Annotated in this window: 19 protein-coding genes and 1 riboswitch; of the genes, 11 read left to right on the top strand and 8 right to left on the bottom strand. The window is 72.4% G+C overall.

The features are described from left to right. The first annotated feature begins 15 nt into the window (after positions 1-15). The 4 genes from NDW01_RS27960 (at position 16) to NDW01_RS27975 (ending at position 4,305) form a co-directional block, all read left to right on the top strand. Entirely contained in the window at positions 16-204 is a 189-nt protein-coding gene (locus NDW01_RS27960) for a hypothetical protein (protein ID WP_406567078.1), read from the top strand. 64 nt (positions 205-268) lie between these two features. Beyond that, positions 269-595: a Sec-independent protein translocase subunit TatA gene (gene tatA / locus NDW01_RS27965; RefSeq protein WP_252825905.1), complete on the top strand. Its 327-nt coding sequence runs from the start codon at positions 269-271 to the stop codon at positions 593-595. Between the two features lie 22 nt (positions 596-617). Continuing rightward, positions 618-1,472, top strand: coding sequence for a twin-arginine translocase subunit TatC (gene tatC / locus NDW01_RS27970; protein WP_252825908.1), 855 nt, complete (start codon positions 618-620; stop codon positions 1,470-1,472). Between the two features lie 109 nt (positions 1,473-1,581). Continuing rightward, positions 1,582-4,305: a DEAD/DEAH box helicase gene (locus NDW01_RS27975; RefSeq protein ID WP_252825920.1), complete on the top strand. Its 2,724-nt coding sequence runs from the start codon at positions 1,582-1,584 to the stop codon at positions 4,303-4,305. A gap of 204 nt (positions 4,306-4,509) precedes the next feature. On the opposite strand, the gene NDW01_RS27980 is transcribed toward NDW01_RS27975, so the two are convergent. The 6 genes from NDW01_RS27980 to NDW01_RS28005 all read right to left on the bottom strand — a co-directional run bounded on the left by NDW01_RS27980 (position 4,510) and on the right by NDW01_RS28005 (position 12,124). Further along, positions 4,510-5,886, bottom strand: coding sequence for an extracellular solute-binding protein (locus tag NDW01_RS27980; RefSeq protein WP_252825922.1), 1,377 nt, complete (start codon positions 5,884-5,886; stop codon positions 4,510-4,512). Then, positions 5,886-7,841, bottom strand: coding sequence for a vWA domain-containing protein (locus NDW01_RS27985; protein WP_252825924.1), 1,956 nt, complete (start codon positions 7,839-7,841; stop codon positions 5,886-5,888). Before NDW01_RS27985 ends, NDW01_RS27980 begins: the two co-directional genes overlap by 1 nt. A 122-nt stretch (positions 7,842-7,963) precedes the next feature. After that, a complete protein-coding gene (locus tag NDW01_RS27990) occupies positions 7,964-8,593 on the bottom strand; it encodes a Crp/Fnr family transcriptional regulator (RefSeq protein WP_252825926.1) in 630 nt (209 codons plus the stop codon). Positions 8,594-8,815: 222 nt separating this feature from the next. Next, complete coding sequence (locus NDW01_RS27995; protein ID WP_252825929.1) at positions 8,816-9,319, bottom strand: hypothetical protein; 504 nt, start codon at positions 9,317-9,319, stop codon at positions 8,816-8,818. A 247-nt stretch (positions 9,320-9,566) separates the two neighbouring features. Next, positions 9,567-10,475, bottom strand: coding sequence for a 5'-3' exonuclease (locus tag NDW01_RS28000; RefSeq protein WP_252825931.1), 909 nt, complete (start codon positions 10,473-10,475; stop codon positions 9,567-9,569). Positions 10,476-10,534: 59 nt separating this feature from the next. Then, positions 10,535-12,124 (bottom strand): SpoIIE family protein phosphatase, encoded by a 1,590-nt coding sequence (locus NDW01_RS28005; RefSeq protein WP_252825933.1) that lies wholly within the window; start codon positions 12,122-12,124, stop codon positions 10,535-10,537. Positions 12,125-12,531: 407 nt separating this feature from the next. Here NDW01_RS28005 and NDW01_RS28010 point away from each other — a divergent pair, with 407 nt between their 5' ends. After that, the gene (locus tag NDW01_RS28010) at positions 12,532-13,650 is read left to right on the top strand and encodes a M24 family metallopeptidase (protein WP_252825935.1); all 1,119 of its coding nucleotides are present in this window, start codon (positions 12,532-12,534) and stop codon (positions 13,648-13,650) included. 21 nt (positions 13,651-13,671) lie between these two features. Here NDW01_RS28010 and larA read toward each other — a convergent pair whose 3' ends face one another. Beyond that, positions 13,672-14,952, bottom strand: coding sequence for a nickel-dependent lactate racemase (gene larA, locus NDW01_RS28015; RefSeq protein WP_252825937.1), 1,281 nt, complete (start codon positions 14,950-14,952; stop codon positions 13,672-13,674). 154 nt (positions 14,953-15,106) lie between these two features. Here larA and NDW01_RS28020 point away from each other — a divergent pair, with 154 nt between their 5' ends. The 6 genes from NDW01_RS28020 to lpdA all read left to right on the top strand — a co-directional run bounded on the left by NDW01_RS28020 (position 15,107) and on the right by lpdA (position 20,630). Next, positions 15,107-16,255 (top strand): acyl-CoA dehydrogenase family protein, encoded by a 1,149-nt coding sequence (locus NDW01_RS28020; RefSeq protein ID WP_252825938.1) that lies wholly within the window; start codon positions 15,107-15,109, stop codon positions 16,253-16,255. 108 nt (positions 16,256-16,363) lie between these two features. Beyond that, on the top strand, positions 16,364-16,804 hold the full coding sequence (locus NDW01_RS28025) for an Lrp/AsnC family transcriptional regulator (protein WP_308206120.1): 441 nt from the start codon (positions 16,364-16,366) through the stop codon (positions 16,802-16,804). Positions 16,805-17,007: 203 nt separating this feature from the next. Further along, positions 17,008-17,211, top strand: a complete 204-nt coding sequence (locus NDW01_RS28030; RefSeq protein WP_252825939.1) for a hypothetical protein — start codon at positions 17,008-17,010, stop codon at positions 17,209-17,211. Continuing rightward, positions 17,211-17,951 (top strand): hypothetical protein, encoded by a 741-nt coding sequence (locus NDW01_RS28035; RefSeq protein ID WP_252825940.1) that lies wholly within the window; start codon positions 17,211-17,213, stop codon positions 17,949-17,951. Before NDW01_RS28030 ends, NDW01_RS28035 begins: the two co-directional genes overlap by 1 nt. Positions 17,952-17,985: 34 nt before the next feature. Beyond that, positions 17,986-18,660, top strand: coding sequence for a PAQR family membrane homeostasis protein TrhA (gene trhA / locus NDW01_RS28040; RefSeq protein WP_252825941.1), 675 nt, complete (start codon positions 17,986-17,988; stop codon positions 18,658-18,660). A 584-nt stretch (positions 18,661-19,244) separates the two neighbouring features. Then, the gene (gene lpdA / locus NDW01_RS28045) at positions 19,245-20,630 is read left to right on the top strand and encodes a dihydrolipoyl dehydrogenase (protein WP_252825942.1); all 1,386 of its coding nucleotides are present in this window, start codon (positions 19,245-19,247) and stop codon (positions 20,628-20,630) included. Between the two features lie 89 nt (positions 20,631-20,719). Here the strand turns inward: lpdA and NDW01_RS28050 are convergent, their stop codons facing one another. Continuing rightward, positions 20,720-22,348 (bottom strand): CehA/McbA family metallohydrolase, encoded by a 1,629-nt coding sequence (locus NDW01_RS28050; RefSeq protein WP_252825943.1) that lies wholly within the window; start codon positions 22,346-22,348, stop codon positions 20,720-20,722. Between the two features lie 240 nt (positions 22,349-22,588). Further along, positions 22,589-22,667, top strand: a riboswitch (S-adenosyl-L-homocysteine riboswitch). The last annotated feature ends 1 nt before the right edge of the window (position 22,668 follow it).

The following is a 22,668-nucleotide window of genomic DNA, read 5'->3' on the forward strand; positions in this document are numbered from 1 at the left end:
CGCTATGGTCGGCGTGTGCCGTGGATGATGCTGTACGTCGGGCTGGCCTTCGCCGGGCTGGTGGTTCTGAGCGTGTGCGCGGTCAAGGTGGGCCTGGCGGTCCGTGGTCTGGGCCGTGAACTGCGGCGGACGCGGGCGCGTCTGGAGCCGAAACAGGAGGCCTTCGCCCGTGAGTTGCACCGTTTGGAACGATCAGGGGAGTGAGACATCCGGCTCGACGGCGTACGATCGGGGGGAGTAACACCCCTCCTGCTGAAGAGGACTTCAAATGGATCTTGGTCCGTGGGAGATCGCGATCATCGCGGTCGTCATCCTGGTGCTGTTCGGTTCCGCCAAGCTGCCCCAGGCCGCTCGTTCGCTCGGCCGGTCGATGCGGATCTTCAAGTCCGAGACCAAGGGTCTGATCAGCGACGACGACGACCAGCCGCGACAGCCGCAGGACGCCCGCGCGCAGGCGGCCCGGCTCCGCGAGCAGGCGGCGCTGCTGGAGCAGCAGGCGGCGGCCCAGCAGCCGCAGCTGAACGCCCCGGCCGACGACGGCACCACCGTCAGCGGCGTGCCGCTGTCCCAGACGGAGCCCGGCAGGAAGTCCTGACCGTCCGGCACAATCGACGACCATGACGATCAGACCGTCGCGGAACACGAACCCCGATGGGCGGATGCCGCTCATCGAGCACATCCGCGAGTTGAGAAACCGCCTGCTCAAGGCCCTGCTGGGCATCCTGGTGGGCACGGGCGTGGGGCTGTGGTTCTTCGACCCGATCTGGAAGTTCCTACAGCAGCCGTACTGCCAGCTCCCGGAGAAGAACCGCCTGGGCAAGGGGTGCGGCCTGGTCGTCAACGGCTTGACCGAGGGTTTCTTCCTCGAGCTCAAGATCTCGTTGATCGTCGGAGTGGTGATCTCCTCTCCGATCTGGCTGTACCAGCTCTGGGCGTTCGTCGCTCCGGGGCTGTACCAGCGCGAGCGCCGCTGGACGTACGCCTTCCTGGCCGCCTCGGTTCCGCTGTTCGTCGGCGGCGCCACGCTGGCCTACGTGACGCTCGACAAGGGGCTGGGCATCCTGCTCGGCTTCGTCCCGAACGGCACCACCGCCCTCATCACGGTCTCGAGCTATCTCGGCTACGCCGTCGCGATGCTCCTGATCTTCGGCGTGACGTTCGAGCTGCCGCTGTTCGTCGTGATCCTCAACCTGGCGGGGGTGCTGACGCACGCCCGCATCCGCAAGTCCCGCCGCCTGATCATCTTCGGGCTGTTCGTGTTCGCCGCCGTGGCCACCCCCAGCCAGGACCCGTTCACGATGCTGGCGCTGGCACTGCCGACCGTCGTGCTCTTCGAGGTCGCCGAGGTCATCGCCTACATCCACGATCGGCGTAAGGCCGCCCGGCCCGACCCGTACGCGGGCCTGTCGGACGACGAGGCCTCCCCGCTGGACCTGCCCGACGGCGAGCTGGAGGACGGCGAGCGCGTGTAGGCGCGGGCCGCAGGCGGCCGTCTCCGCCGGTTCCGCGATCCGGACCGACGGGGTCCATAATCCACGGAGTGCCACCGTTTCGGTCGGCGGTGGTCCGTAGGCTTGAGCCATGACCACCCCCGCGGAGCGCTACGCGGCGCACCGGCAGCGCATGGCGCTCTTCACGCCCGCGCTGACCGAGTTCCAAAGCCTGTACGACTTCGACCTGGACTTCTTCCAGGTCGACGCCTGCCGTGCGCTGGAGGAGGGCCACGGCGTGCTCGTCGCCGCGCCCACCGGGTCGGGCAAGACCGTCGTCGGCGAGTTCGCCGTGCACCTGGCGCTCGCGGGCGGCCGCAAATGCTTCTACACCACGCCCATCAAGGCGCTGTCCAACCAGAAGTACGCCGACCTCGTCCGCCGCTACGGCGCGGGCAAGGTCGGCCTGCTCACCGGCGACAACGCCATCAACGGTGAGGCGCCGATCGTCGTCATGACGACCGAGGTCCTGCGCAACATGCTGTACGCCGGGTCCTCGACGCTGGCCGGGCTGGCGTTCGTCGTGATGGACGAGGTGCACTACCTCGCCGACCGGTTCCGCGGCGCGGTCTGGGAAGAGGTGATCATCCACCTTCCCGAGTCGGTGCGGCTGGTGGCGCTGTCGGCGACGGTCAGCAACGCCGAGGAGTTCGGCGAGTGGCTGCAGGAGGTCCGCGGCGAGACCACCGTCATCGTCGACGAGGAGCGGCCGGTGCCGCTGTGGCAGCACATGCTCGCCGGCAACCGGCTGTACGACCTGTTCGTCGACGACGAGCACACCAAGGTCAACCCGGACCTGCGCCGGTGGGCACTGGACGACCTGCGGCGCACGCGGGTCAACCAGGGCCGCCGCTCCGGACGGCGGCGCGAACGCCGCCCCGAGCGGTACCGGCCGCCGTCGCGCGCCGACGTGGTCGAGCGCCTGGACCGTGCCGGGCTGCTGCCCGCCATCACTTTCATCTTCAGCCGGGCCGGCTGTGACGCGGCCGTCGAGCAGTGCATGTACTCCGGGCTGCGGCTCACCTCCAAGGAGGAGGCCCAGGAGATCCGGGCGCATGTCGAGGCGCGCACCGCGGACATCCCGCGCGCCGACCTCGACGTCCTCGGGTACGGCACCTGGCTGGCCGGGCTGGAGCGCGGGCTGGCGGCACACCACGCGGGCATGCTGCCGACCTTCAAGGAGGTCGTCGAGGAGCTGTTCACCGAAGGCCTGATCAAGGCCGTCTTCGCCACCGAGACGCTCGCCCTGGGCATCAACATGCCCGCCCGCACCGTCGTGATCGAGCGTCTCGTGAAGTGGAACGGCGAGATGCACGTCGACCTGACCCCCGGCGAGTACACCCAGCTCACCGGGCGAGCCGGGCGGCGCGGCATCGACGTGGAGGGCCACGCCGTCGTCCTGTGGGTGCCCGGCGTCGACCCGGCGGCGGTGGCCGGCCTGGCGGGCACGCGGACGTACCCGCTGAACTCCAGCTTCCGCCCGTCGTACAACATGGCCGTGAACCTCGTCGGCCAGGTCGGCCGCGAACGCGCCCGCACGCTCCTGGAGGAGTCCTTCGCGCAGTTCCAGGCGGACCGCGCGGTCGTCGGGCTCGCCAAGCAACTGCGCCGCAACGAGGAGGCCCTTGAGGGCTACCTGGAGGCGGCCACCTGCGACAGCGGCGACTTCATGGAGTACGCCCGCCTGCGGCAGCGCCTCACCGAACGCGAGCGCGAGCTGTCCCGTGAACGGTCGGGAGCCCGGCGCGCCGAGGCGGCGCGGTCGCTGGAGCGGCTGCGGTTCGGCGACGTCATCATGATCCCGCACGGCCGGTTCGCCGGGGCGGCCGTGGTCCTGGAGCCGGGTTCCGCGAAGCGCTCCGACGACCCGTCGCCGCTCGTCCTGACCATCAACCGGCAGGTCAAGCAGCTCGCCCTGGCCGACTTCCGCGGCCCCGTCGAGCCGGTCGAGCGCATCAAGATCCCGCAGTGGTTCAACCGCAGGTCCGCGCAGCACCGCCGCGACCTGGCCTCCACACTGCGCAACAAGACGGCGCACCTGGACAAGCCACGCCCGCAGAAACGCCCGGACGCGACGCGCGAGGACCCGCAGATCACCGAGCTGCGGCGGCACCTGCGCGAGCATCCCTGCCACGGCTGCGCCGACCGGGAGGACCACGCGCGCTGGGCGGAGCGGTACTTCCGGCTGGAGAAGGAGACGACGGCGCTCCGCCGCCGCGTGGAGGGCCGCTCCCAGGTGATCTCCCGGACGTTCGACCGGGTCTGCGCGGTCCTCGACCAGCTCGGCTACCTCGACGGCGAGCGGGTCACCGACGAGGGGCGCCGCCTCGGGCGGATCTACACCGAGCTCGACCTGCTCACCGCCGAGTGCCTGCGCGACGGGCTCTTCGACGACCTGGGGCCCGCGGAGCTCGCCGCGACCGTGTCCGCGCTGGTGTACGAGTCGCGGGCGCCGGAGGACGGGCGGGCGCCACGGGTGCCGGCCGGACCGGTCAGGGAGGCGCTCACCGAGATGATCCGGCTGTGGGGCGACCTGCAGGAGGTCGAGAAGGATCACCGGGTGGCGTTCCTGCGCGAGCCGGACCTGGGGTTCGCCTGGGCCGCGTACCGCTGGGCGAGCGGCACCCCGCTCGACGTCGTGCTGGTCGACACCGACCTGACCGCCGGTGACTTCGTGCGCCAGATGAAGCAGCTGCTCGACATGCTCGGCCAGATCGCGGACGCGGCCCCACCGGGCGGCGGGGTCCGGGACATCGCGGGGCGGGCGATGGACGCGATCCGGCGCGGCGTCGTGGCCTACTCCTCCGTCGGCTGACCGGCACGGCTCCTCGCACCGGCCGACCGGGATGGGCCGCTCACCGGGCCGCCGGGACGGCTTCTCGTTCCGGCCCGCCGGGGCGGTCGGGTCACCGGCCGCGCGTTTCGGCGCCATGGGGACGGCAGGCCCGCGCCGGCTCGTCCGGCGGGGTCGGTCCGGTCATCCGCATGGCCGGTCCGGTCATCCGCACGGCCGGTCCGGTCATCCGCACGGCCGGTCCGGCTCGGTGCGGACCGGCCGCCCGGAGTAGGCCGCGCTCAGCAGCCGGGCGAACGCGCCGAAGTCGACGTCCACCTCCCCGGCCTCGAACGCCGCCGCGCGGAGGCAACGCCGGAACACCTCGCTGAACTCCTGGTACGCCGGGGTCAGCGGGCGTGGGCGCGCCCTGGCGATGGCCTGCCGGATCTGCGCGGCGAGCTGGGTGAGATCGGCCTGGCCGATCGGCTGTTCGCCCGGCGATGCGTCCGCGCAGGGCCGGGGTGCCCGGTACGCCGACTCGCGGGCCGGCACGAACCCTCCGCAGGCGAACAACCGGCTCTCCGCGTCCCGGTCGGTCAGGAACTCGATGAGGCGGCGCGCCTCCTCCTTCTTCCGGCTGTACGACGAGATGGCGAGGTTCTGCCCGCCGAGGACGCTCGGTCCCGGCAGCGGGGACACCCCGAACCGCAACCGGCCGCCCGAGCGCATCCGCGGGTCGGCGGCGAGAGTGCGGAAGGCGTACGGCCAGTTCCGCATGAAGGCGACACGGTGTGCCTCGAACGCCTGGATGCTCGACTCCTCGGTCGCGTCACCCGCGGTCGGGTCGATGCCCGCGACCTGGGGCGGCAGGTTGGCGTGCACGGCCGCCAGGGCGGATCGGACCTGGGCGGCGTACGTGTCGATGACGACCCGGTCGTCCCGCACCACGTCGCCGCCGAAACCCCAGATGAGCTCCAGCGCGTTCACCGTGGCGCCCTCGTAGTCGGCGAGCTGGAGGGAGTATCCGGCCTGGAAACCGTGCGCGGTCACCGCCTCGGCGGCCTGGCCCAGCAGGTCCGGCAGGCCCACGGGAGCCTGCCGCCGCGCGTCGTTCCAGTAGTACAGCAGGCCGACGTCGGCGTTGAACGGCAGCGCGTACACCGTGCCATGCCGGGTCACCGACGGCCGGAGCTCCCGCAGGAAGTCGTCGTCCCAGCCGTGGGGCAGCGGGAACGGGATGATCTCCTTCCGGTCGGCGAACTCCGCGGTCCAGGGCGCGTCGAGCGTGAGCACGTCATAGTCGCAGCCGCGTCCCTCGGAGACCGCCGCGAGCTGGCTGCGCTGCAGGTCGGCGAGGCTGGAGATCTCCACGATGCGGGCCTGCAGATCCGGGTCGTCCTGATGCCGGAGGTTCCATTCGCGGACGAGCGCCCGGCGCTCGGCCCCCGCGCTGACGTCCGTGCCGGCGGCGACGACGATGCCCGCGTGACCCGGGCAGGGGGTGCGGCCGGCCGAGTCGCTCCACGGCGCCCGTGGCACGAGGACGGCGGCGACGCCGACCACCAGACCGGCCAGCATGGCGGTGCGGTGTCCGCGGAGACGGCCTCCGAGCATCCGCATCACCCTCCACCGGCGGGCGTCGCCGGGTCGAAGACGGCCGTCACCACGTCGGTCGGCTCCTGGTCGCCCGCGTCCACGCAGCGCACCGACGGCCCCAGCGCCTTGAGCGCCGCGGAGGCCCCACAGGTGACGGTCCCCGTCAGGACGATGATCGGCCGGGTCTTGAGGACTCGGCGCAGGGCCGCGGCCCGGTCGCGCGGATCGGCCTCCTCGGACCCTCCGTCGGTGAGGACGACCACGGTGGCGTCCTGGTACGCCGCGACCCGGTCGGCGGCCGCGCGGATCGCGTCGTACAGGGGAATGTCGCTGCCCTGGGGCGTCAGGCCGTCCAGCGCGGCACCGATCGTGCCGGGCCCCGCCGGGGGCGCCACCGTGCGGAACGAGGACTTGCCCTGAATCCGGGAGAAGGCGCCGAGCTCGACGGTGTCCCTGTTGTCATGGATGACGGTCTGCGCCGCGGTGCGGGCGACCTGCACGGCGGCGGTGAAGCGGGAGCCGCCCTGCGGGCGGCCGCCGCTCATCGACCCGGACACGTCGAGGGCCATGATGATGTGCAGAGGCGGCCTGAGCAGGGCAAACCGGGCAAGCGTGTCGTTGATCTCATCGCGCCCGTAGGGCCGGACGGACACGCTCGGGGCCGTGCCGAGGTAGAGACGGCCGCCGGTGGAGTCGCCGATGCCCGGGCGGCCGGCGGCGTCACGGAACGCCTCGCCGCGCAGCCCGCCGTGACCGAGCCAGCGGCGGAAGTCGTCGATCCGGCGGTCACGGCGCGTCGACGACTGGCCGTCCCAGGAGACGCGGATGAACGGATAGTCGAAGGAGTGCGTGTCGGAGACCCGGTGAATCGTCAGCTGTGGCCCTCCCGCGCCGGGGGCGGGACAGGCGGTGCCCAGTGCCCGGCCGTTCATGTAGTCGGCCAGGACCTGCTCGGGGGCGATCACCGCGAGGCGCTCGTCGGAGGCGGGACGGTGCCGTAACGCGCACAGCAGCGCGGCGGAGTCGCTGAGCGGCAGGGCGGCGCTGCCGAGGATGTGCTCGGCCGGCCCGGGACCGCCGAAGGCTCGGCCGGCGTAGAGGTCGACGCTGGCCAGGGCGCCGACCTCTGAGACGTCCGGGCTCGCGCGGAGGATCTCCTGGACGCCGTTGCGGTGGGCCGCGTCGAGCAGTTCGGCGAGGCGGAGACGGTCTTGGCCGGCCAGCGCGTTGTTCAGGTCGCCGCTCGCGGAGGAGGAGATCCCGACGACGAGCGGCGAGCTGCCGATCGACCCTTCGTCCTTCAGCCGCACGCCCGGATGGGGTGCCGCGAGGAGCCGGTCCGCCTCGCCGGAGGAGGCCGGGATCAGGACGTCGGGCTGCAGGGCTCCGCGGCCGTTCTCGCCGGCGCCCGGATCGGAGTACCAGCCGTTCTGGAAGCCGGACGCGACGTTGAGGACGCTGCCGGAGGGCGCGACGGTGATCCGCACCGGCCGGCATCGGGAGGAGTGCGCGGCGGTGTAGTCCGCGGCGGCCCGCCGCAGCGCGGTGAGGTTCTCCGGCGCGGTCAGGACGCGCAGGTCCAGGGGAGGGGAGCAGGATCCGGCCAGCACGGCCACCGCGCCGGTGGCGGCCCAGCCGGCGGCGGCGACCGCGGCGGCCGTCAGGACGAATGCCAGGAGCGTCCGGCCGAGCTTCGTCACCTGCTCGCGGGTGTGTGCGGCCCAGCCGGAGAGCCACTCGGTGATCCGGTCCTTCTGACCGGCCAGGATCATGAGGCCGGACAGCGAACTCGCCACGGCGATCACCCAGGCCAGTGCGATCGAGATCTGCCGCAGGTGTCGCAGGAGGAGGGCCGCGCCGAGACCGGCGAAGGGGAGCAGGAAGACGATCAACTGCCAGAGGTTGGTGACGACCTCGAGCAGCTCGCGCAGTAACCGCGAGCGTCCCGATCCGCCGCCTGACGGTCGATCGCTCGTCATCTGGCGAGGATGCTCCCCTCAGCGCTGAAGGGTGATCGGGGTCCTGAAGTTTAACGCGGCGGTCGCATGGCGAATGTGCCGTATGACACACGTCCGCCGTTCACGGGCGTGTTCGCCGTGCGTCAGGCGTCCTCGTCGCGCTCGGCGATGTCGCGCAGCGCATCCAGGCGCAGGATGACGATGCGCATCCGGCGCGTGACGACGATCCCCTCCCGCCGCCACACCGTCAGCGCGCGTGCGACGGTCTCCCGTGCCCGGCCGATCATCGTCGCCAGCTCCTGCTGGGTGAGCGGCAGCGGCAGCGTGACGGCGCCGCCGGCGCCCGGGACGCCGTAGCGTTCGGCCAGGTCGAGGAGGAGCAGGGCGAGCAGCTTGGGACCGCTCGTGCCCACCTGTGAGGTCATCCGGCGGTCGGCGTCGTCCATCCGACCGACCATCACCCGGGCGAGGACCTGCGCCGCGTGCGCGTGACTGTTGAGGAAGGAGGCGAACTGCTCGGCGGGGATCGCGAGGGCACGGACCCGGCCCAGCGCCTTGACGTTGGCCGACCGCGGCCGGCCGTTCAGCCAGCCGCTCTCGCCGATCGTGTCCGACGGGCCCCGGATGGCGAGCATGACCTCCTGACCGTCCGCACGGCCGGCCGTCACCTTCACCCACCCGTCCAGAATGATCAGGACGTGGTCGGGGTCGGCGCCCTGGCTGCACAGCAGCGTGCCGGTCGCATACTCACGAGTCCGACCGGCCGCGCGCAACGCGGCTCGTTCGGACTCCTGCAACGCCTGCCAAAACCCGTGTCTGTTCGCGAGGATCTCCTGCACCCGGTCTCCGTCTGCGCGTGACGGCAGAGGTTCGCTATTGAACCTCATTACCTCCAGTGGACCTAATAAAGGGGAAATCTGTCTAGAGGCCGGCGCCCGGGGGCATCGGGGAGGGGGCGGAGTTCCGTGCCCCGGACGCCGGCCGGCCGAGGGGTGTCAGCGGTGGCCGGAGGCCAGCGCCACCGCGGCGGCGCTCCAGGTCAGGAACGCGGCACCGGCGACGTACGCCCAGGCCAGAGCGGTGCGGGTCAGGATCGCGCGGTGACGGGCGGCCGCGGTGAGCCGCCGCAGCCGCCGGAACGCCGGCGCGGCGAACTCCGGCTCGTCCGGCGGTGTTCTCGCGATGAAGCGGTGGAAGTCCTCCTGGGCGCCGGCGGTGACGGTGTGGGCGCGTGTGAGGAGCACCACGACGTAGCCGAGTGCGGCGGCCACGGGGCCGAGAGCGGCGAGCAGGACGAGGCCCGGAGCCGACCCGGTGAGCGACCGGATCGTGTCCCACTGCAGCACCACACCCATGGCGCTCGTCGTGACCACCCACCCGGCGAAGGCCGTGGCGTGGTTCGAGCGCTGCGTCATGGCGAACATCTCCGTCACGGTGGCGAACGCGGCCTCGTCGTCCCCGGGCGAGACCGGCGTTCGGCGGCTGACAGTGAACGTCATGGGCAGCCTTCCTCCCCGTGCGGGCCGCAACTTTCACCGACCCTGTCACTGAAATGAGAACGCCGAATAGTCCCCCGGAGTGCGCCAAATGACGCAAGAAATGCAAACAGTCACCTAGCGGTCACCTGCCGGGATCGCCAGGAGTCGGTCACCTCCTGCGAGAACGGTCATCTACGGCAGGGCCGGTCATCTGCCGCGGGGATCGGTCATCTGCCGCAAGGCCGGTCCTCCACCTTCGGCGGGCGTTTCACTCGTCCGCGAGCGCGCTGAGGAGACGGTCGACCGGGCTGTCCAGACCCCATCGGTCGGTCAGCGCGACGAGACGCTCGGGGTCGTGCGGCTTGCGCGGCACGCCCGCCTCGAACGCCGGCAGGGGGATGCGGGTGGCGACCCGGACGACCGTCCGTGCGGCCGCGAGGTAGTCGCGCGCCTTCTCCAGCTTCAGGCGGCTGCCCGCGGGGAAGCCCGCCGTCTCTCCCGCGTCGAGGGCCTCCTCGACGCCCTCCAAGGATCCGAACCGGGTGATGAGCGCGGCCGCGGTCTTGTCGCCGACTCCCGGCACGCCGGGCAGCCCGTCGCTCGGGTCGCCGCGCAGTGTGGCGAAGTCGGCGTACGCACGACCGGGAATGCCGTATTTCGCCGTCACCTCCGCCTCGTCGACGATCTGCAGGGCCTTGATGCCCCGCGCGGTGTACAGCACCCGTACGGGCTTGTCGTCACGGACGAGCTGGAACAGGTCGCGGTCGCCGGTCACGATGTCGACCTCGCCGTCCTCCGTGGTCGCGAGCGTGCCGATCACGTCGTCCGCCTCGTACCCGGCGGCGCCGATCCGCGCGATCCCGAACGCGTCGAGGACCTCCTCGATCACCGGGACCTGCGTGGCCAGAGCGTCCGGCGTCTGGTCGCCACCGTCCGGCGCGACCCGGTGCGCCTTGTACGACGGCAGCGCCTCCACGCGGAAGGCCGGCCGCCAGTCCGCGTCCATGCAGGCGACGAGGGAGCGCGGTGAGCGCTCCCGTACCAGACGCGCGATCATGTCGAGGAGGCCGCGCACGGCGTTGACCGGCGTGCCATCGGACGCGGTCACCGTCTCGGGCACCCCGAAGAAGGCGCGGAAGTACAGCGACGGCGTATCGAGCAGCATGAGTCCACCCACGCCGCCATCCTCTCAGCTTCCGGCCCGTCGTGGCCCGGGCCGGAGATCTCTCCCGCCGATCAGACGATCTGGATGGCCACGACGCAGGTGTCGTCGTTCGGGTTGGGTGCGCCGAACGCCGACAGGACGCGGTCCAGGACGGTCTCCGGGTCGTTGCTGGCCGCCGTCTCGGCGACCCGCAGCAGCAGGTCCAGGCCGACCTGCAGGTCGCGGTCCCGCCGCTCGATCAGCCCGTCGGTATAGAGCAGCAGCAGGTCTCCGGGCTCCAGCGACGTCGTCGCGACGCCGAACTCGGCGTCATCGATCGCGCCGAGCAGCATTCCCTCGGGCGGATCGAGCGTCGTGGCCTTGCCGTCGCGGATCAGCAGCGGCGGGAAGTGGCCGCCCTGCGCCCACGTCAGCGTGCGGGTCTCCGGATCGAACCGGCCGGCCAGCGCGGTCGCGGTCAGCGACGTCGGCCAGTGCAGGGTGAGGCGGTTGAGCCAGGCCAGCAGCCGGTCGGGAGGGGCGCCGGTGAACGCGAGCCCGCTCAGGCCGTTGCGGAGCCGGGCCATCGCGGCCGCGGCGGTCCGCCCGTGCCCGGAGACGTCGCCGATCGCGAGGAAGACGCCCTCTCCGTCGATGGCGCTGGTCTCGTACCAGTCGCCGCCGACGCGGGACAGGATCCCGGCCGGGAGATAGCGGATCGCCGCCCGCAGGCCCGGCTTGTCGACGACGCGCTCGGGCAGGGGGAGGATCGAGCGCTGCATGTCGATCGCCTGCCGGCGCTCCTCGTCGACCCGCAACTGCTCCAGCTGCCGGCGTGACGCCGTCAGCGCGCGCTCACCGCGCCGCCAGCCCGTGACGTCCTGGTAGACGCAGCGGACGGCCACCGGCCGGCCCGCCCGGTCGACCACCGGCTCACCGATCAGCCGCAGCTCACGGGTCTCCCCGTCACGCCGGATGTGGATCTCGCTGTCGACGGGCTCCCGGCCGTCGACCAGCGTGCTGATCAGGTGGGCGGTCAGCGGGACGTCCTCGGGCACGACGACCGCGGCGAGCCGGTCGAGCGGCAACGGTCCCTCCGCCGGATCACGCCCGAAGATCGCGTACACCTGGTCGGACCAGTGGCTCGCGCCGGTCGCCGGCTCCCACATCCCGCAGCCGAGGTTGCCGAGGCGCTGGGCGTGCTCGAACTGCTCGGCCAGGTCGTCGAAGACGGGCCGGGGACACACGCCGCCATCGGGCGGCGGGCCGTCCGCCGCGACCGCCGCCGGCGGCCGCCGTCCCGCGACCGGTGACGCGGGCCGGCCGACGTCCCCGTCACCGCCGTCACCGTGGCCGTCGTCGTCGGCGTCGGCGTCGTCGGCGGGGGAGCGGGGCGCGGGAAGCGGGTCGTCGTCGCGCGCCTCCGGGGTGAACAGTAATGACGCGGCGTCCAGCGGGGTGATGCCGCTGTCCCGCGCCAGCTGGAGGAGATGGGTGTAGGCGGCGTCGACGCCGCAGCCGAGACGCTCGGCCAGCGCGCCCTTGGCCCGCTCGATCGCGGCGGTGTTCCGGAGCTTGTCACGCAGCTGCTCGAGCTCGGCGCGGAGCCGTTCGATCGTCGCCTCCGACGTGTCCGCCTGCTCGTCTGAGGGCCTGTCGCCCGTGGTGTGAGGGAGTCCCATGGAGACCACTTTCGATTGTGATCGTCTGCGAGGGCGATGGTGGATCTGCTTCGGTGAGGAGGTTGTGGTGGATTGAGGTCGGTGTGACACACGAGGCCAGCGAGACGTCGCGCTCGCCTTGTGCACGCCGTGAGCGTGTACGTCATCGTAGCGATTTTCGCTGTCCGTGATGGGGTTATCGCACACAGCGAGCATCATCCATCGGGCTTGTGCGCGTCTTGTGCATCGCCGCCGCCCCGCCACGGCCGCCTCGCCGCCGCCGTCCCCCGGGGGCGGTCGCACGCGCGCCGCCCGCCCCGGCGGATACTCGTCAGGAGACGGCGGGACGCCCACGCGGGTGACGCTCGGACGGCCCCGCGGGAGTAGATTGCCGCCGACATGTGGATCCTCAAAGGAGAGGGAACGGTGTGACCAGCCCGACAGCACTATTCGAGCCCGACCGCCTCGCCCGGGTGCGCCAGGCGACCGCCGACGCCGGACTCGGCGCGCTCCTGCTGACGCCGGGGCCCGACCTGCGCTACGTCACGGGCTATGACGCCATCCCGCTGGAGCGGCTCACGTGCCTCGTCGTGCCCGCCGCGGACGATCCCTTCCTGATCGTGCCCCGGCTGGAGCTGGCGGCCGCGCAGGCGTCCACGGCCGGCGGGCTCGGCGTGGAGCTGGTGCCCTGGGACGAGACCGAGGACCCGTACGCGCTTGCGGCCGGGCGGCTGCCGCGTGACCTCGGCCGGGTCGGCGTCGCGGACCGGATGTGGGCGGTCATGGCCCTGCGCTTCCGCGCCGCCATGCCCGGCGTCGAGCAGGTCGCGGCGGGCCGCGTCCTCGGCGAGCTGCGCAAGCGCAAGAGCGCAGCCGAGATCGAGGCGCTGCGGGAGGCGGGCGCGGCGATCGACCGGGTGCACGCCCTGGTCCCGGCCCTGCTGAAGGCGGGCCGTACCGAACGTGAGGTCGGCCGCGACATCGCCGAGGCGATCCTGGCCGAGGGGCACGCGACCGTGGACTTCGTCATCGTCGGATCCGGGCCCAACGGCGCCAGCCCGCACCACGAGCTGTCCGACCGGGTGATCCAGGCCGGCGAGCCCGTCGTCGTCGACATCGGCGGCACGATGCCGAGCGGGTACTGCTCCGACGAGACCCGCGTGTACGCCGTGGGGGAGGCGCCGGCGGACTTCCACGCCTACTACGCGGTGCTGAAGGAGGCGCAGGAGGCCGCCCGCGCCGCCGTCCGTCCCGGTGTCGCGCCCGAGGCGGTCGACGCCGCGGCCCGCGAGGTGATCGCGGCCGCCGGGTACGGCGAGTACTTCATCCACCGGACCGGCCACGGCATCGGCCTGGAGACGCACGAGGAGCCCTACATCGTGGCGGGCAACGCCGAGCCGCTCGAGCCGGGGATGGCCTTCTCCATCGAGCCGGGGATCTACCCGGGGCCGCACGGGGCGCGCATCGAGGACATCGTCGTGTGCACCGCCGACGGCCACGAGAGCGTCAACCACATCACCCGCGACCTCATCGTGGTCGACGCCTGACCACTCCGCCGCAGGAGATCCTCAGGCCGTCCCTCCGGTGAGGTACGGGATGGTCTGGGGCCCTTCGGGCAGCACGCAGACCCGTGCGCCGGGGCCCGCCTGGGCGAGGGCGTCCGCGACGGTCGCGGAGATGTCGCGGGTCTGCTCCAGGTGCGCGGCGGCCAGTTCCTCGTCGCCGAGGTGGGAGGTGTGCATCACCACCCGGGCGCCCGCCTGGATGCGGGCCTGGATCTGCACCTGCCACTGGTCGGGGACCGTGCGCGGGCGCGCGGAGATGCCGGCGAGCAGCGCCTGCGGGGACGGCGCCGAGGCCAGCACCTCGCGGTACGACCCGTGGTCGGGGAACCCGTCGCGGCACTCCGCCGCGCAGACGATCACGCCGCCGGGCCGGACGACCTGGTAGGCCGCGGACATGCCCTTGACGGCCTGGTACAGGTTCTGATCGAGGGGATATCCGGCGTTGGTGGTCACCACCACGTCGAACGGCGCTTCCAGCGGGCACATCGCCGCCTCCCGCGCGGCGGCCGTGGCGGCGGCGTGCATGGCCGGGAGGTCCCCGCCGAAGGCGGCGACGATCTCCTTGTCCCCGTTGAGGATCACGTCAAGGCCGAAGGTGACGCCGGTGGCGGCCGCGATGGCGCGTATGTCGTCGTGGACGGGGTTGCCGTGGGTGACGCCCCAGGTCGCCGAGGGGTGCCCGATGCGGGCGGCGTCGTGCAGCGTCAGCACGGTCTCCAGCCCGGCCAGCCCGGGGGCGACGAGCTTGGGGCCGCCGGAGAAGCCCGCGAAGAAGTGCGGCTCGACGAAGCCCGTCGTGATGCGCACGTCGGCGTCGATCCAGGCGCTGTTCAGCCACACGGGCACACCGGCGCCGTGGACGCCGGCGTAGGTCAGGGACGCGGTGTCCCGCGCGTCGTGGTTGATGACGCGGACCGTGTCGACCACCGCGTCGCCGAACATCTCGCGCAGCTCGGCGTCGGTGTTGCCGCGGTGGGTGCCGGTCGCGACCAGGACCGTGACGTCGCCGGGGTCGACGATGCCGGCGAGCTCCTCGATGATCGCCGGAATCATGAGGTGGCGCGGCTGCGGCCGGGTGCCGTCGCAGGCGGAGATCGCCACGGTCTGCCCGGGGCGGATGCGGTCGCGCAGCGCCGGTCCGGCGACGGGTGAGCGCAGCGCGGCCCGCAGCGCGGCGGCCGGGTCCGGGGCGGCGGGATGGTGCCGTGGGGTGACGACGGTCGTGGCCGCGTCCGGCAGCTCGATCTCCAGCCCCGTTTCCCCGTACGCCAGCCGGACCCGCATCGCGCCTCCTCGACCCGGCCGGAACGACAGCCGGTGATAGCCCAGGACGTACCGTACGTCTCCTCTGGGTGATAGCGCCCACTTAGTTGGACGTCCTACTATTTCTGCGGCGCCCCTCAGCGTGGAGGGGCTCGATGCCGGAGGCGAGTGGACGATGGGCGTTGATCGCGAACTGCCGACACCGGAGGCGTATGAGCTGCTCGAGCTGACCCGTGACCTGGTCGCCGCGGAGCTCGCCCCGCGGGCCGCCGCCGACGAGGAGGCCGCCCGGTTCCCCCGCGACGTCTTCCGCACGCTCGGCCGGGCGGGACTGCTCGGGCTGCCGTATCCGGAGGAGTTCGGCGGTGGCGGCCAGCCGTACGAGGTCTACCTGCAGGTCGTGGAGGAGCTGGCCGCGGGCTGGCTCGCGGTCGGCCTCGGGGTCGGCGTGCACACGCTCGCGTGCTTCCCGGTCGCGGCGTACGGCTCGGACGAACAACGGCGACGGCTCCTGCCCGAGCTGATCGGCGGCGAACCGCTGGGCGCGTACTGCCTGTCCGAGCCGCACTCGGGGTCCGACGCGGCCGCGCTCGCCACCAAGGCGTACCTCGACGGCGGTGCGTACACCGTCAACGGCACCAAGGCGTGGATCACCCACGGCGGGCACGCCGACTTCTACACCCTCTTCGCCCGGACGGCCCCCGACAAGAGCCGCGGCATCTCCTGCCTCCACGTTCCCGGCGACGCACGCGGCGTCCGCGCGGCCCCGCCGGAGAAGAAGATGGGCCTGCGCTCGTCGCCGACCGCGCAGGTGCACTTCGACGACGTCCGCGTCGCCGAGGGCGACCGGATCGGCGCGGAGGGCCAGGGTCTCCCGATCGCGCTGTCGGCCCTGGACGGCGGGCGGCTCGGCATCGCCGCCTGCGCCGTGGGCGTGGCCCAGGCGGCGCTGGACACGGCGGTCGCCTACGCCCGCGAGCGCCGGCAGTTCGGGCAGCGGGTCGCCGACTTCCAGGGGATGCGGTTCATGCTCGCCGACATGGCCACGGGTGTGGCGGCGGCACGGGCGCTGTACCTGTCCGCGGCCCGCCGCCGCGACGCCGGCCGGCCCTACGGCACGCAGGCGGCGATGGCCAAGCTGTTCGCCACCGACACCGCCATGCGCGTGGCGACCGACGCGGTGCAGGTGCTCGGCGGCTACGGGTACGTCAGCGACTTCCCCGCCGAGCGGTTCATGCGCGAGGCGAAGGTCCTGCAGATCGTGGAGGGGACGAACCAGATCCAGCGGATGGTGATCGGCCGGCACCTGGCCGATCCGCGGTGACGCGGGGTGGCGCGGCCCGGGGGCGGCGGCATGGCCGGCGACGTGCCGCCCGGAAGTGGCCGCGGGCACTTCCGCCGCGAAACCGTCCATCGCGATAGGTTCTGAGGCGTGGAGGACATCGACCGGCAGATCGTGGGCCTGCTCGCCGAGGACGGCCGTATGAGCTTCACGGACCTGGCGCGGGAGACGGGCCTGTCCGTGTCGGCCGTGCACCAGCGGGTGCGGCGGCTGCAGAAACGAGGCGTGATCAAGGGTTATTCGGCGGTGCTCGACCATGAGGCGGTCGGCCTGCCGCTCACCGCGTTCATCTCGATCAAGCCGATCGACCCGGCGGCCCCGGACGACGCGCCGGAGAAGCTCGCCCACCTTCAGGAGATCGAGGCGTGCCACTCGGTCGCCGGCGAGGAGAGCTACATCTTGAAGGTGCGGGTGGCCTCGCCGTTCGCGCTGGAGGAGCTGCTCCAGCAGATCCGGGCCGCCGCGAACGTCTCGACCCGGACCACGGTCGTCCTGAGCACCCCCTACGAGGGCCGTCCGCCCCGCCTGTGAGGAGGGCGGCCCGGGCCGTTCCCCGCGCGCTCGCGGCGGACTTACTTTGTAAAGGGCGGTGCCGTCTCCGGTCCGCGAAGAATCCGCCGTGATGCCACGGACTCGCCACAACTGAGCCTCGTGGACGCCGTGGACAGCACGTTCGCCAACCCGTGGTCGCCGGGTCGTCGCCTTCGGGCTGCGGGCTCGCGAGAGTACTCGCCATGTCTACGCGAATGCGCCGGGGCACGGCCTCGGGCACAGGGGATTGGCTGCTGGTGTTCCTCCAGGCGAGGGACGCCCCGCCGCGCCGCTGGCACGGCACGGCGACCGGACCGGGGGAGTGGCTCCTGGTCTTCCTGGAGGCGGCACGGGCCGGCCGGATGATCGCCACCGGGCTCGAACCCGTACGCGCGAGGGGGGCCTAGTGGTCACGCGGATGCTCTTCGCCGCCCTGCTCGGCGCCGTCATCGGCGTCGCGGAGCTGGTGGGGCGCTACCAGGACAAGCCCGCGGCGGCGGTCTTCTGCCCCTCCGGGATGCTGTACGTCATCGTCAACGCGTCCGCCTCGACGCTGGCCCTCATCCTGGCCGAGTCGATGGGCTGGCGCTTCGCGCTGCCCGCCGGCGCTCCGCCCATCGGCGCGGACGTCGCGCAGGTCATGGCGGCCGCGATCGGCTCGGCCGCGGTGTTCCGCTCCTCCTTCATGATCGCCCAGGACAAGGGCATCAGCATCGGCCCGATCCTCCTCCTGGCCGGCCTGCTGAAGATCGTCGACGCCGCGATGGACCGCAAGCGGGCGCTCAGCCGGCTCGCCGGCAACGACCTGAACGGGCTGTCCTTCGCCCGCGACCACGCCGCCCTGGCCGAGCTGTGCAGCCACGCCCTGCGGCGGTACGACCTGGCCGAGGCGCAGCGGCTCGGCGAACTCGCCGCCGACCTGCGAGCACGCGACGACCTCACCGACGCCGACAAGCTGGACTGCTTCGGCCTGGAGCTGAGCCGGCTCGTCGGCGAGCGGGCGCTGCGCAGGGCCGCCGACCGGCTGCGGGACCGGCCGACCCTTGAGGAGGTGGCGGTAACCGTCGAGGATGTCCAGGAGGTGGAGACCGACTTCACCTCGCGCCTGGGGGGCGGGAGACGGCTGGCGCGCCGTCCGGAATACTGAGCCCCGGGAAGTCGTCGCACACGAAGGAGGGCTCATGGGGGGACCGGCGGCACGCGTGGGGGAGTTCGCACAGTCGGTCAAGCCGCGCCTGCGCGGATGGCTGCACGCCGGCGCCTTCCCGGCCGCCCTCATCGGCGGCATCGTCCTGGTCGCCCTGGGCCCGACCCTGGCGGCGCGGCTGGCCGCCGCGGTGTACGCCGTGACGTCGGCGCTGCTGTTCGGCATCTCGGCGCTCTACCACCGGGGCCACTGGTCCGCGCGCGGCGAGGCGGTGCTGCGCCGGTTCGACCACGCCAACATCTACCTGATCATCGCCGGCACCTACACGCCGTTCGCGCTGCTGGCCCTGCACGGCACGGCGCGCACCGTGGTGCTGTCGGTGATCTGGTCGGGCGCCGCCGCGGGCGTGCTGTTCCGTATCGCCTGGGTGCGCGCGCCGCGCTGGCTCTACACCGCGCTGTACGTCGGCCTCGGCTGGGTGGCGGCGGGCTTCATGCCGCAGCTGCTGCACGGCGCCGGACCGGCGGCGCTCATCCTGGTGTGCGTCGGCGGTCTGCTCTACAGCATGGGCGGCCTGGTGTACGGCCTGCGACGTCCGGACCCCTCACCCCGCTGGTTCGGCTTCCACGAGGTGTTCCACGCCTTCACGATCGCCGCGTACGTCGCGCAGTACATCGCGGTGTCGTTCGTCGTCTACCGCGCCGCCTGAGCGTCCGGCCGGGTCGGTACACCGACACACCGTACGCGCTGAGCGGTTTGGCGATCGGCTCGAAGTACGACACGCCTCCGGCGGCGCAGTCGCCGCTGAGGCCCGACAGGACGCCCAGTACCGTGCCGCCGTCGTACAACGGGGCGTCGGTGTCGCCGGCAGACCGGATCGCCACCGGTCACCTCCGTGGCGAGCGGCGCGGCCGGAACGGGCCCGTGCGGGACGTGTGACGCCGCGTGCGCGGCGGGAGCTCCGAGCAGGAGGCCCGCGACCAGGCCGGTCGTCATGCCGCACCGGCGAGCGCGGCGTGACGCGGTGCGCTGAAGCCTCATCCCGGCCTCCTCGGCGGTTCCGGGCGCGGGGGCACGCCCGCCGATGATCGGTTCCGGCGGAGGGAGGCTCCTGACAGGAGCCCACTCGCCGGTTGACCGACAGTGTGAACACCGGTCGCCCGGCCCACGAGCCGGACGGATGACCGGGTACGGTCGGACACGGGAGGCCGTTGCCCCGCCTCCGGCGGCGAGATCCCGGGCGGGCCGGGACCGTGTCGGCCGGACGCGCGCAGGGCAATATCGTTACTGCTCATGAGCACTCATTTCGACGTCGTCGTTCTCGGCGCGGGCCCGGGCGGGTACGTCGCCGCGATCCGTTCCGCCCAGCTGGGCCTCAAGACCGCGGTCATCGAGGAGAAGTACTGGGGCGGCGTCTGCCTGAACGTCGGCTGCATCCCCTCCAAGGCCCTGTTGCGCAACGCCGAGCTGGCGCACATCTTCACGCGTGAGGCGAAGACGTTCGGCATCCAGGTCGACGGCGAGGTGCGCTTCGACTACGGCGAGGCGTTCCGCCGCAGTCGTACGGTCGCGGACGGCCGCGTCAAGGGCGTCCACTACCTGATGAAGAAGAACGGCATCAGCGAGTTCAGCGGCCGGGGCACCTTCACCGACCCGAACACCATCCAGGTGAACGGTGAGACCGTGACGTTCGACCACTGCATCATCGCGGCGGGCGCGACCCCCCGGCTGCTGCCGGGCACGTCGCTGAGCGACCGGGTCGTGACGTACGAGGAGCAGATCCTCAGCGAGGACCTGCCCGGGAGCATCGTGATCGCCGGCGCCGGCGCGATCGGCGTCGAGTTCGCCTACGTGCTGAGCAACTACGGCGTCAAGGTCACGATCGTGGAGTTCATGGACCGGATGGTGCCGCTGGAGGACGAGGAGGTCTCCAAGGAGCTGGCCCGGCGCTACCGCAAGCTGGGCATCGACGTGCTGACCTCCACCCGCGTCGAGGGCATCGACGAGTCGGGCGACAAGGTCCGCGTCACCGTCTCCAAGGACGGGCAGCAGCAGGTCATCGAGGCCGACAAGGTGCTGCAGGCGATCGGCTTCCAGCCGAACGTCGACGGCTACGGCCTGGAGAAGACCGGCGTTCAGCTGACCGAGCGCGGCGCGATCGACGTCGACGGCCGGTGCCGCACGAGCGTCCCGCACATCTTCGCCATCGGTGACGTCACCGCCAAGCTGATGCTCGCGCACGCCGCCGAGTCGATGGGCATCGTCGCCGCCGAGACCATCGCGGACGCCGAGACGATGGAGCTCGACTACGTGATGATCCCGCGCGCCACCTACTGCCAGCCGCAGATCGCCAGCTTCGGCTGGACCGAGGCGCAGGCGAAGGAGAGGGGCTTCGACGTCCAGGTCGCCAAGTTCCCCTTCACCGCGAACGGCAAGTCGCACGGCCTGGGCGACCCGACCGGCTTCGTGAAGATCCTCAGCGACAAGAAGTACGGCGAGATCCTCGGCGCGCACCTCATCGGCCCGGACGTCACCGAGCTGCTGCCCGAGCTGACCCTCGCCCAGCAGTGGGACCTGACCGTCCACGAGGTCGCGCGGAACGTCCACGCGCACCCGACCCTGGGCGAGGCGGTCAAGGAGGCCGTGCACGGCCTGGCCGGCCACATGATCAACTTCTGAGGCGTCGCCCGGCGGCCCGTGACGGGCGCCGAGGCGGCCGGCCGCGGGCACGCTCCCGCGGCCGGCCTCGGAGCGGCCGGGCGGCCGCGTCAGGAGCCGGAGCGCCGCAGGAAGATCGGATTGGTCAGGGCCGCCATCGGGCCCCACATCAGGTTCGGGCCCATGGTGTTGCCCTTGCCGGGGGTGCCGTCGGCCATCGGATGGCGCACCTCCGCCCGCACGTACGCGGCCAGCGACGTGGTCGTCCGCCAGACGACGCCGCCCGAGCCGGAGGCGGGCAGCGACTCCTGATGCAGCTGGCCCTCGTCGGTGATGAACCGGACGGTGCCGTTCGGCACGCCCTCGACGTCCAGCCGGACGTCGATCGGGGCGTCGGCGGGTGCGGTCAGCGTCCCGCCGATGCCGGCGCTCCGGCCGTCGCCGGCGGCGGTGAAGGTCAGCCGCACCGCCTGTGACTCGGCGATCCAGGACCGGCCCGCCCGCAGACCGCCCATGAGGGCGTCGGTCGTGAGGTCGTCGGCGTACACGACGTTGTGCGGAAGCCCGATGACCTGGGGCTCGCTGTGCGCGTCGCTGTTGCCCATGGCCGGGATCCAGCGCCTGCCCTTGCGCACCGCCTCGCCGAGCATGGCGTCCCAGGTGTCCACGGCGGACTCGTCGTCGTAGGTCCACGGACCGTTCCACACCTCGACGAGGTCGGCGTCGTCGTAGCCGAACTTCCATTGGCAGGCGACGTAGGGGCAGTACGGGTGGGCGGGCACCACCAGCCCGCCCCCGCGCCGGACCTTCCGGGCGAAGCGGCCGAAGGCGTCGTCGCGGGAGCGGTACCTCCAGTCGATCCACTCTCCGGCCGGCAGGCCCAGGGCCAGCCAGTGGCCGTTCCGGGTGGTGATCTCCTCGCCGGTGACGATGAGCAGGTCATCACCGGCGTACTGCCCCCAGACCCCGTGAGACGAGGAGGTGTTGTGGTCGGTGGACACCATGAAGTCCAGGCCCGCAGCCCGGGCGCCGGCCGCCACCTCGGCGGGCGACCTCCGGCCGTCGGAGTGCACCGTGTGCAGGTGCCCGTCTCCGCGGTACCACGCGCGGCCACGGCCCTTGGCCCGCTTCGGCGGGTAGTCGGGCGTGAAGGCGGGCCCGGGCCGGCCGTACGTGAGCGTGATCCGCACCGTGTAGTCCATGCCCTGCGGCGCCACCTGGTACGGCCCCAGGACGACATGCCAGGTGCCGGGCCTGATCGGGCCGGGCAGGTAGCCGGGGGTGGCCTCGCCGTCGCTGATCTCGAAAGAGGTGCGGAAGCCCCCGGACCAGCCGCGGAAGCCCTTGCCGTCGAGCCCGGTGCCGCGCCCGTCGAAGATCCCGATGTCGCAGGAGTTCCCCGGAGTGCCGGCGGGGACCGGCGGCCTGTCATAGGAGTACTCGACGGCGATCTTCTGGACGCCCGCCGGGACCCGCACCGGGAGGTACACGAAGTCCGCCGCGCCGGTCTCGAGGTGCCCGGTCACGACCCGGGTCTCCTGACCGTCGCCGGCGGTGCCGGCGCCCGTGACGGCGGCGTCGGCACGGCCGCGGGTGAAGGAGATCGGCGCGAGCGTGAGGGCGGCCCCGGCGGCGGCCGCCATCAGCAGCCGGCGGCGGCCGACTCCTCCCGGAGCCGTGTCACCCGTCTCGGGAGTCGCAGGAGTGGAGTCGGGCTCAGGGTGTCCATCACGGCACATGGCGTCCTCATCGGTCGGCGAAGGGCGGCTGTGGATACGGCGCCGGGGCGGAATCCTCATGGATCCGTCCTAATGCCGAGTGATCGTCGCGTGAACTACTCCGGATCATCCGCGTGCGACCGGCTTCGGCCAGGCCGGCGATCCGATTGGCCGCGCGCGGGCGTACGTCACCGGGCGGCCCACCACCGGCAACCCGCCGTCCGTCGAACCCGCCGCCAGATCTTGATACTCTCGGTCTCACCGGCCGAGAGGCGCTGCAACGGGTTTCACGCCCGCCACGCTCGGCCGCCAGCGATGTTCACAAGGGCGCCTCCCAGCAA

The organism is Actinoallomurus soli, from assembly GCF_024055715.1.
Classification (GTDB): Bacteria; Actinomycetota; Actinomycetes; order Streptosporangiales; family Streptosporangiaceae; genus Actinoallomurus; species Actinoallomurus soli.

What these genes read in the sequence shown, in the direction of transcription:
- NDW01_RS27985 (WP_252825924.1), bottom strand. Translation starts at nt 7,841, where the DNA reads ATGACGAGCGATCGACCGTCAGGCGGCGGATCGGGACGCTCGCGGTTA.
- tatC (WP_252825908.1), top strand. Translation starts at nt 618, where the DNA reads ATGACGATCAGACCGTCGCGGAACACGAACCCCGATGGGCGGATGCCG.
- tatA (WP_252825905.1), top strand. Translation starts at nt 269, where the DNA reads ATGGATCTTGGTCCGTGGGAGATCGCGATCATCGCGGTCGTCATCCTG.
- NDW01_RS27980 (WP_252825922.1), bottom strand. Translation starts at nt 5,886, where the DNA reads ATGCGGATGCTCGGAGGCCGTCTCCGCGGACACCGCACCGCCATGCTG.
- NDW01_RS28005 (WP_252825933.1), bottom strand. Translation starts at nt 12,124, where the DNA reads ATGGGACTCCCTCACACCACGGGCGACAGGCCCTCAGACGAGCAGGCG.
- NDW01_RS28030 (WP_252825939.1), top strand. Translation starts at nt 17,008, where the DNA reads ATGTCTACGCGAATGCGCCGGGGCACGGCCTCGGGCACAGGGGATTGG.
- NDW01_RS28020 (WP_252825938.1), top strand. Translation starts at nt 15,107, where the DNA reads ATGGGCGTTGATCGCGAACTGCCGACACCGGAGGCGTATGAGCTGCTC.
- trhA (WP_252825941.1), top strand. Translation starts at nt 17,986, where the DNA reads ATGGGGGGACCGGCGGCACGCGTGGGGGAGTTCGCACAGTCGGTCAAG.
- lpdA (WP_252825942.1), top strand. Translation starts at nt 19,245, where the DNA reads ATGAGCACTCATTTCGACGTCGTCGTTCTCGGCGCGGGCCCGGGCGGG.
- NDW01_RS27995 (WP_252825929.1), bottom strand. Translation starts at nt 9,319, where the DNA reads ATGACGTTCACTGTCAGCCGCCGAACGCCGGTCTCGCCCGGGGACGAC.
- NDW01_RS28050 (WP_252825943.1), bottom strand. Translation starts at nt 22,348, where the DNA reads ATGTGCCGTGATGGACACCCTGAGCCCGACTCCACTCCTGCGACTCCC.
- larA (WP_252825937.1), bottom strand. Translation starts at nt 14,952, where the DNA reads ATGCGGGTCCGGCTGGCGTACGGGGAAACGGGGCTGGAGATCGAGCTG.
- NDW01_RS27975 (WP_252825920.1), top strand. Translation starts at nt 1,582, where the DNA reads ATGACCACCCCCGCGGAGCGCTACGCGGCGCACCGGCAGCGCATGGCG.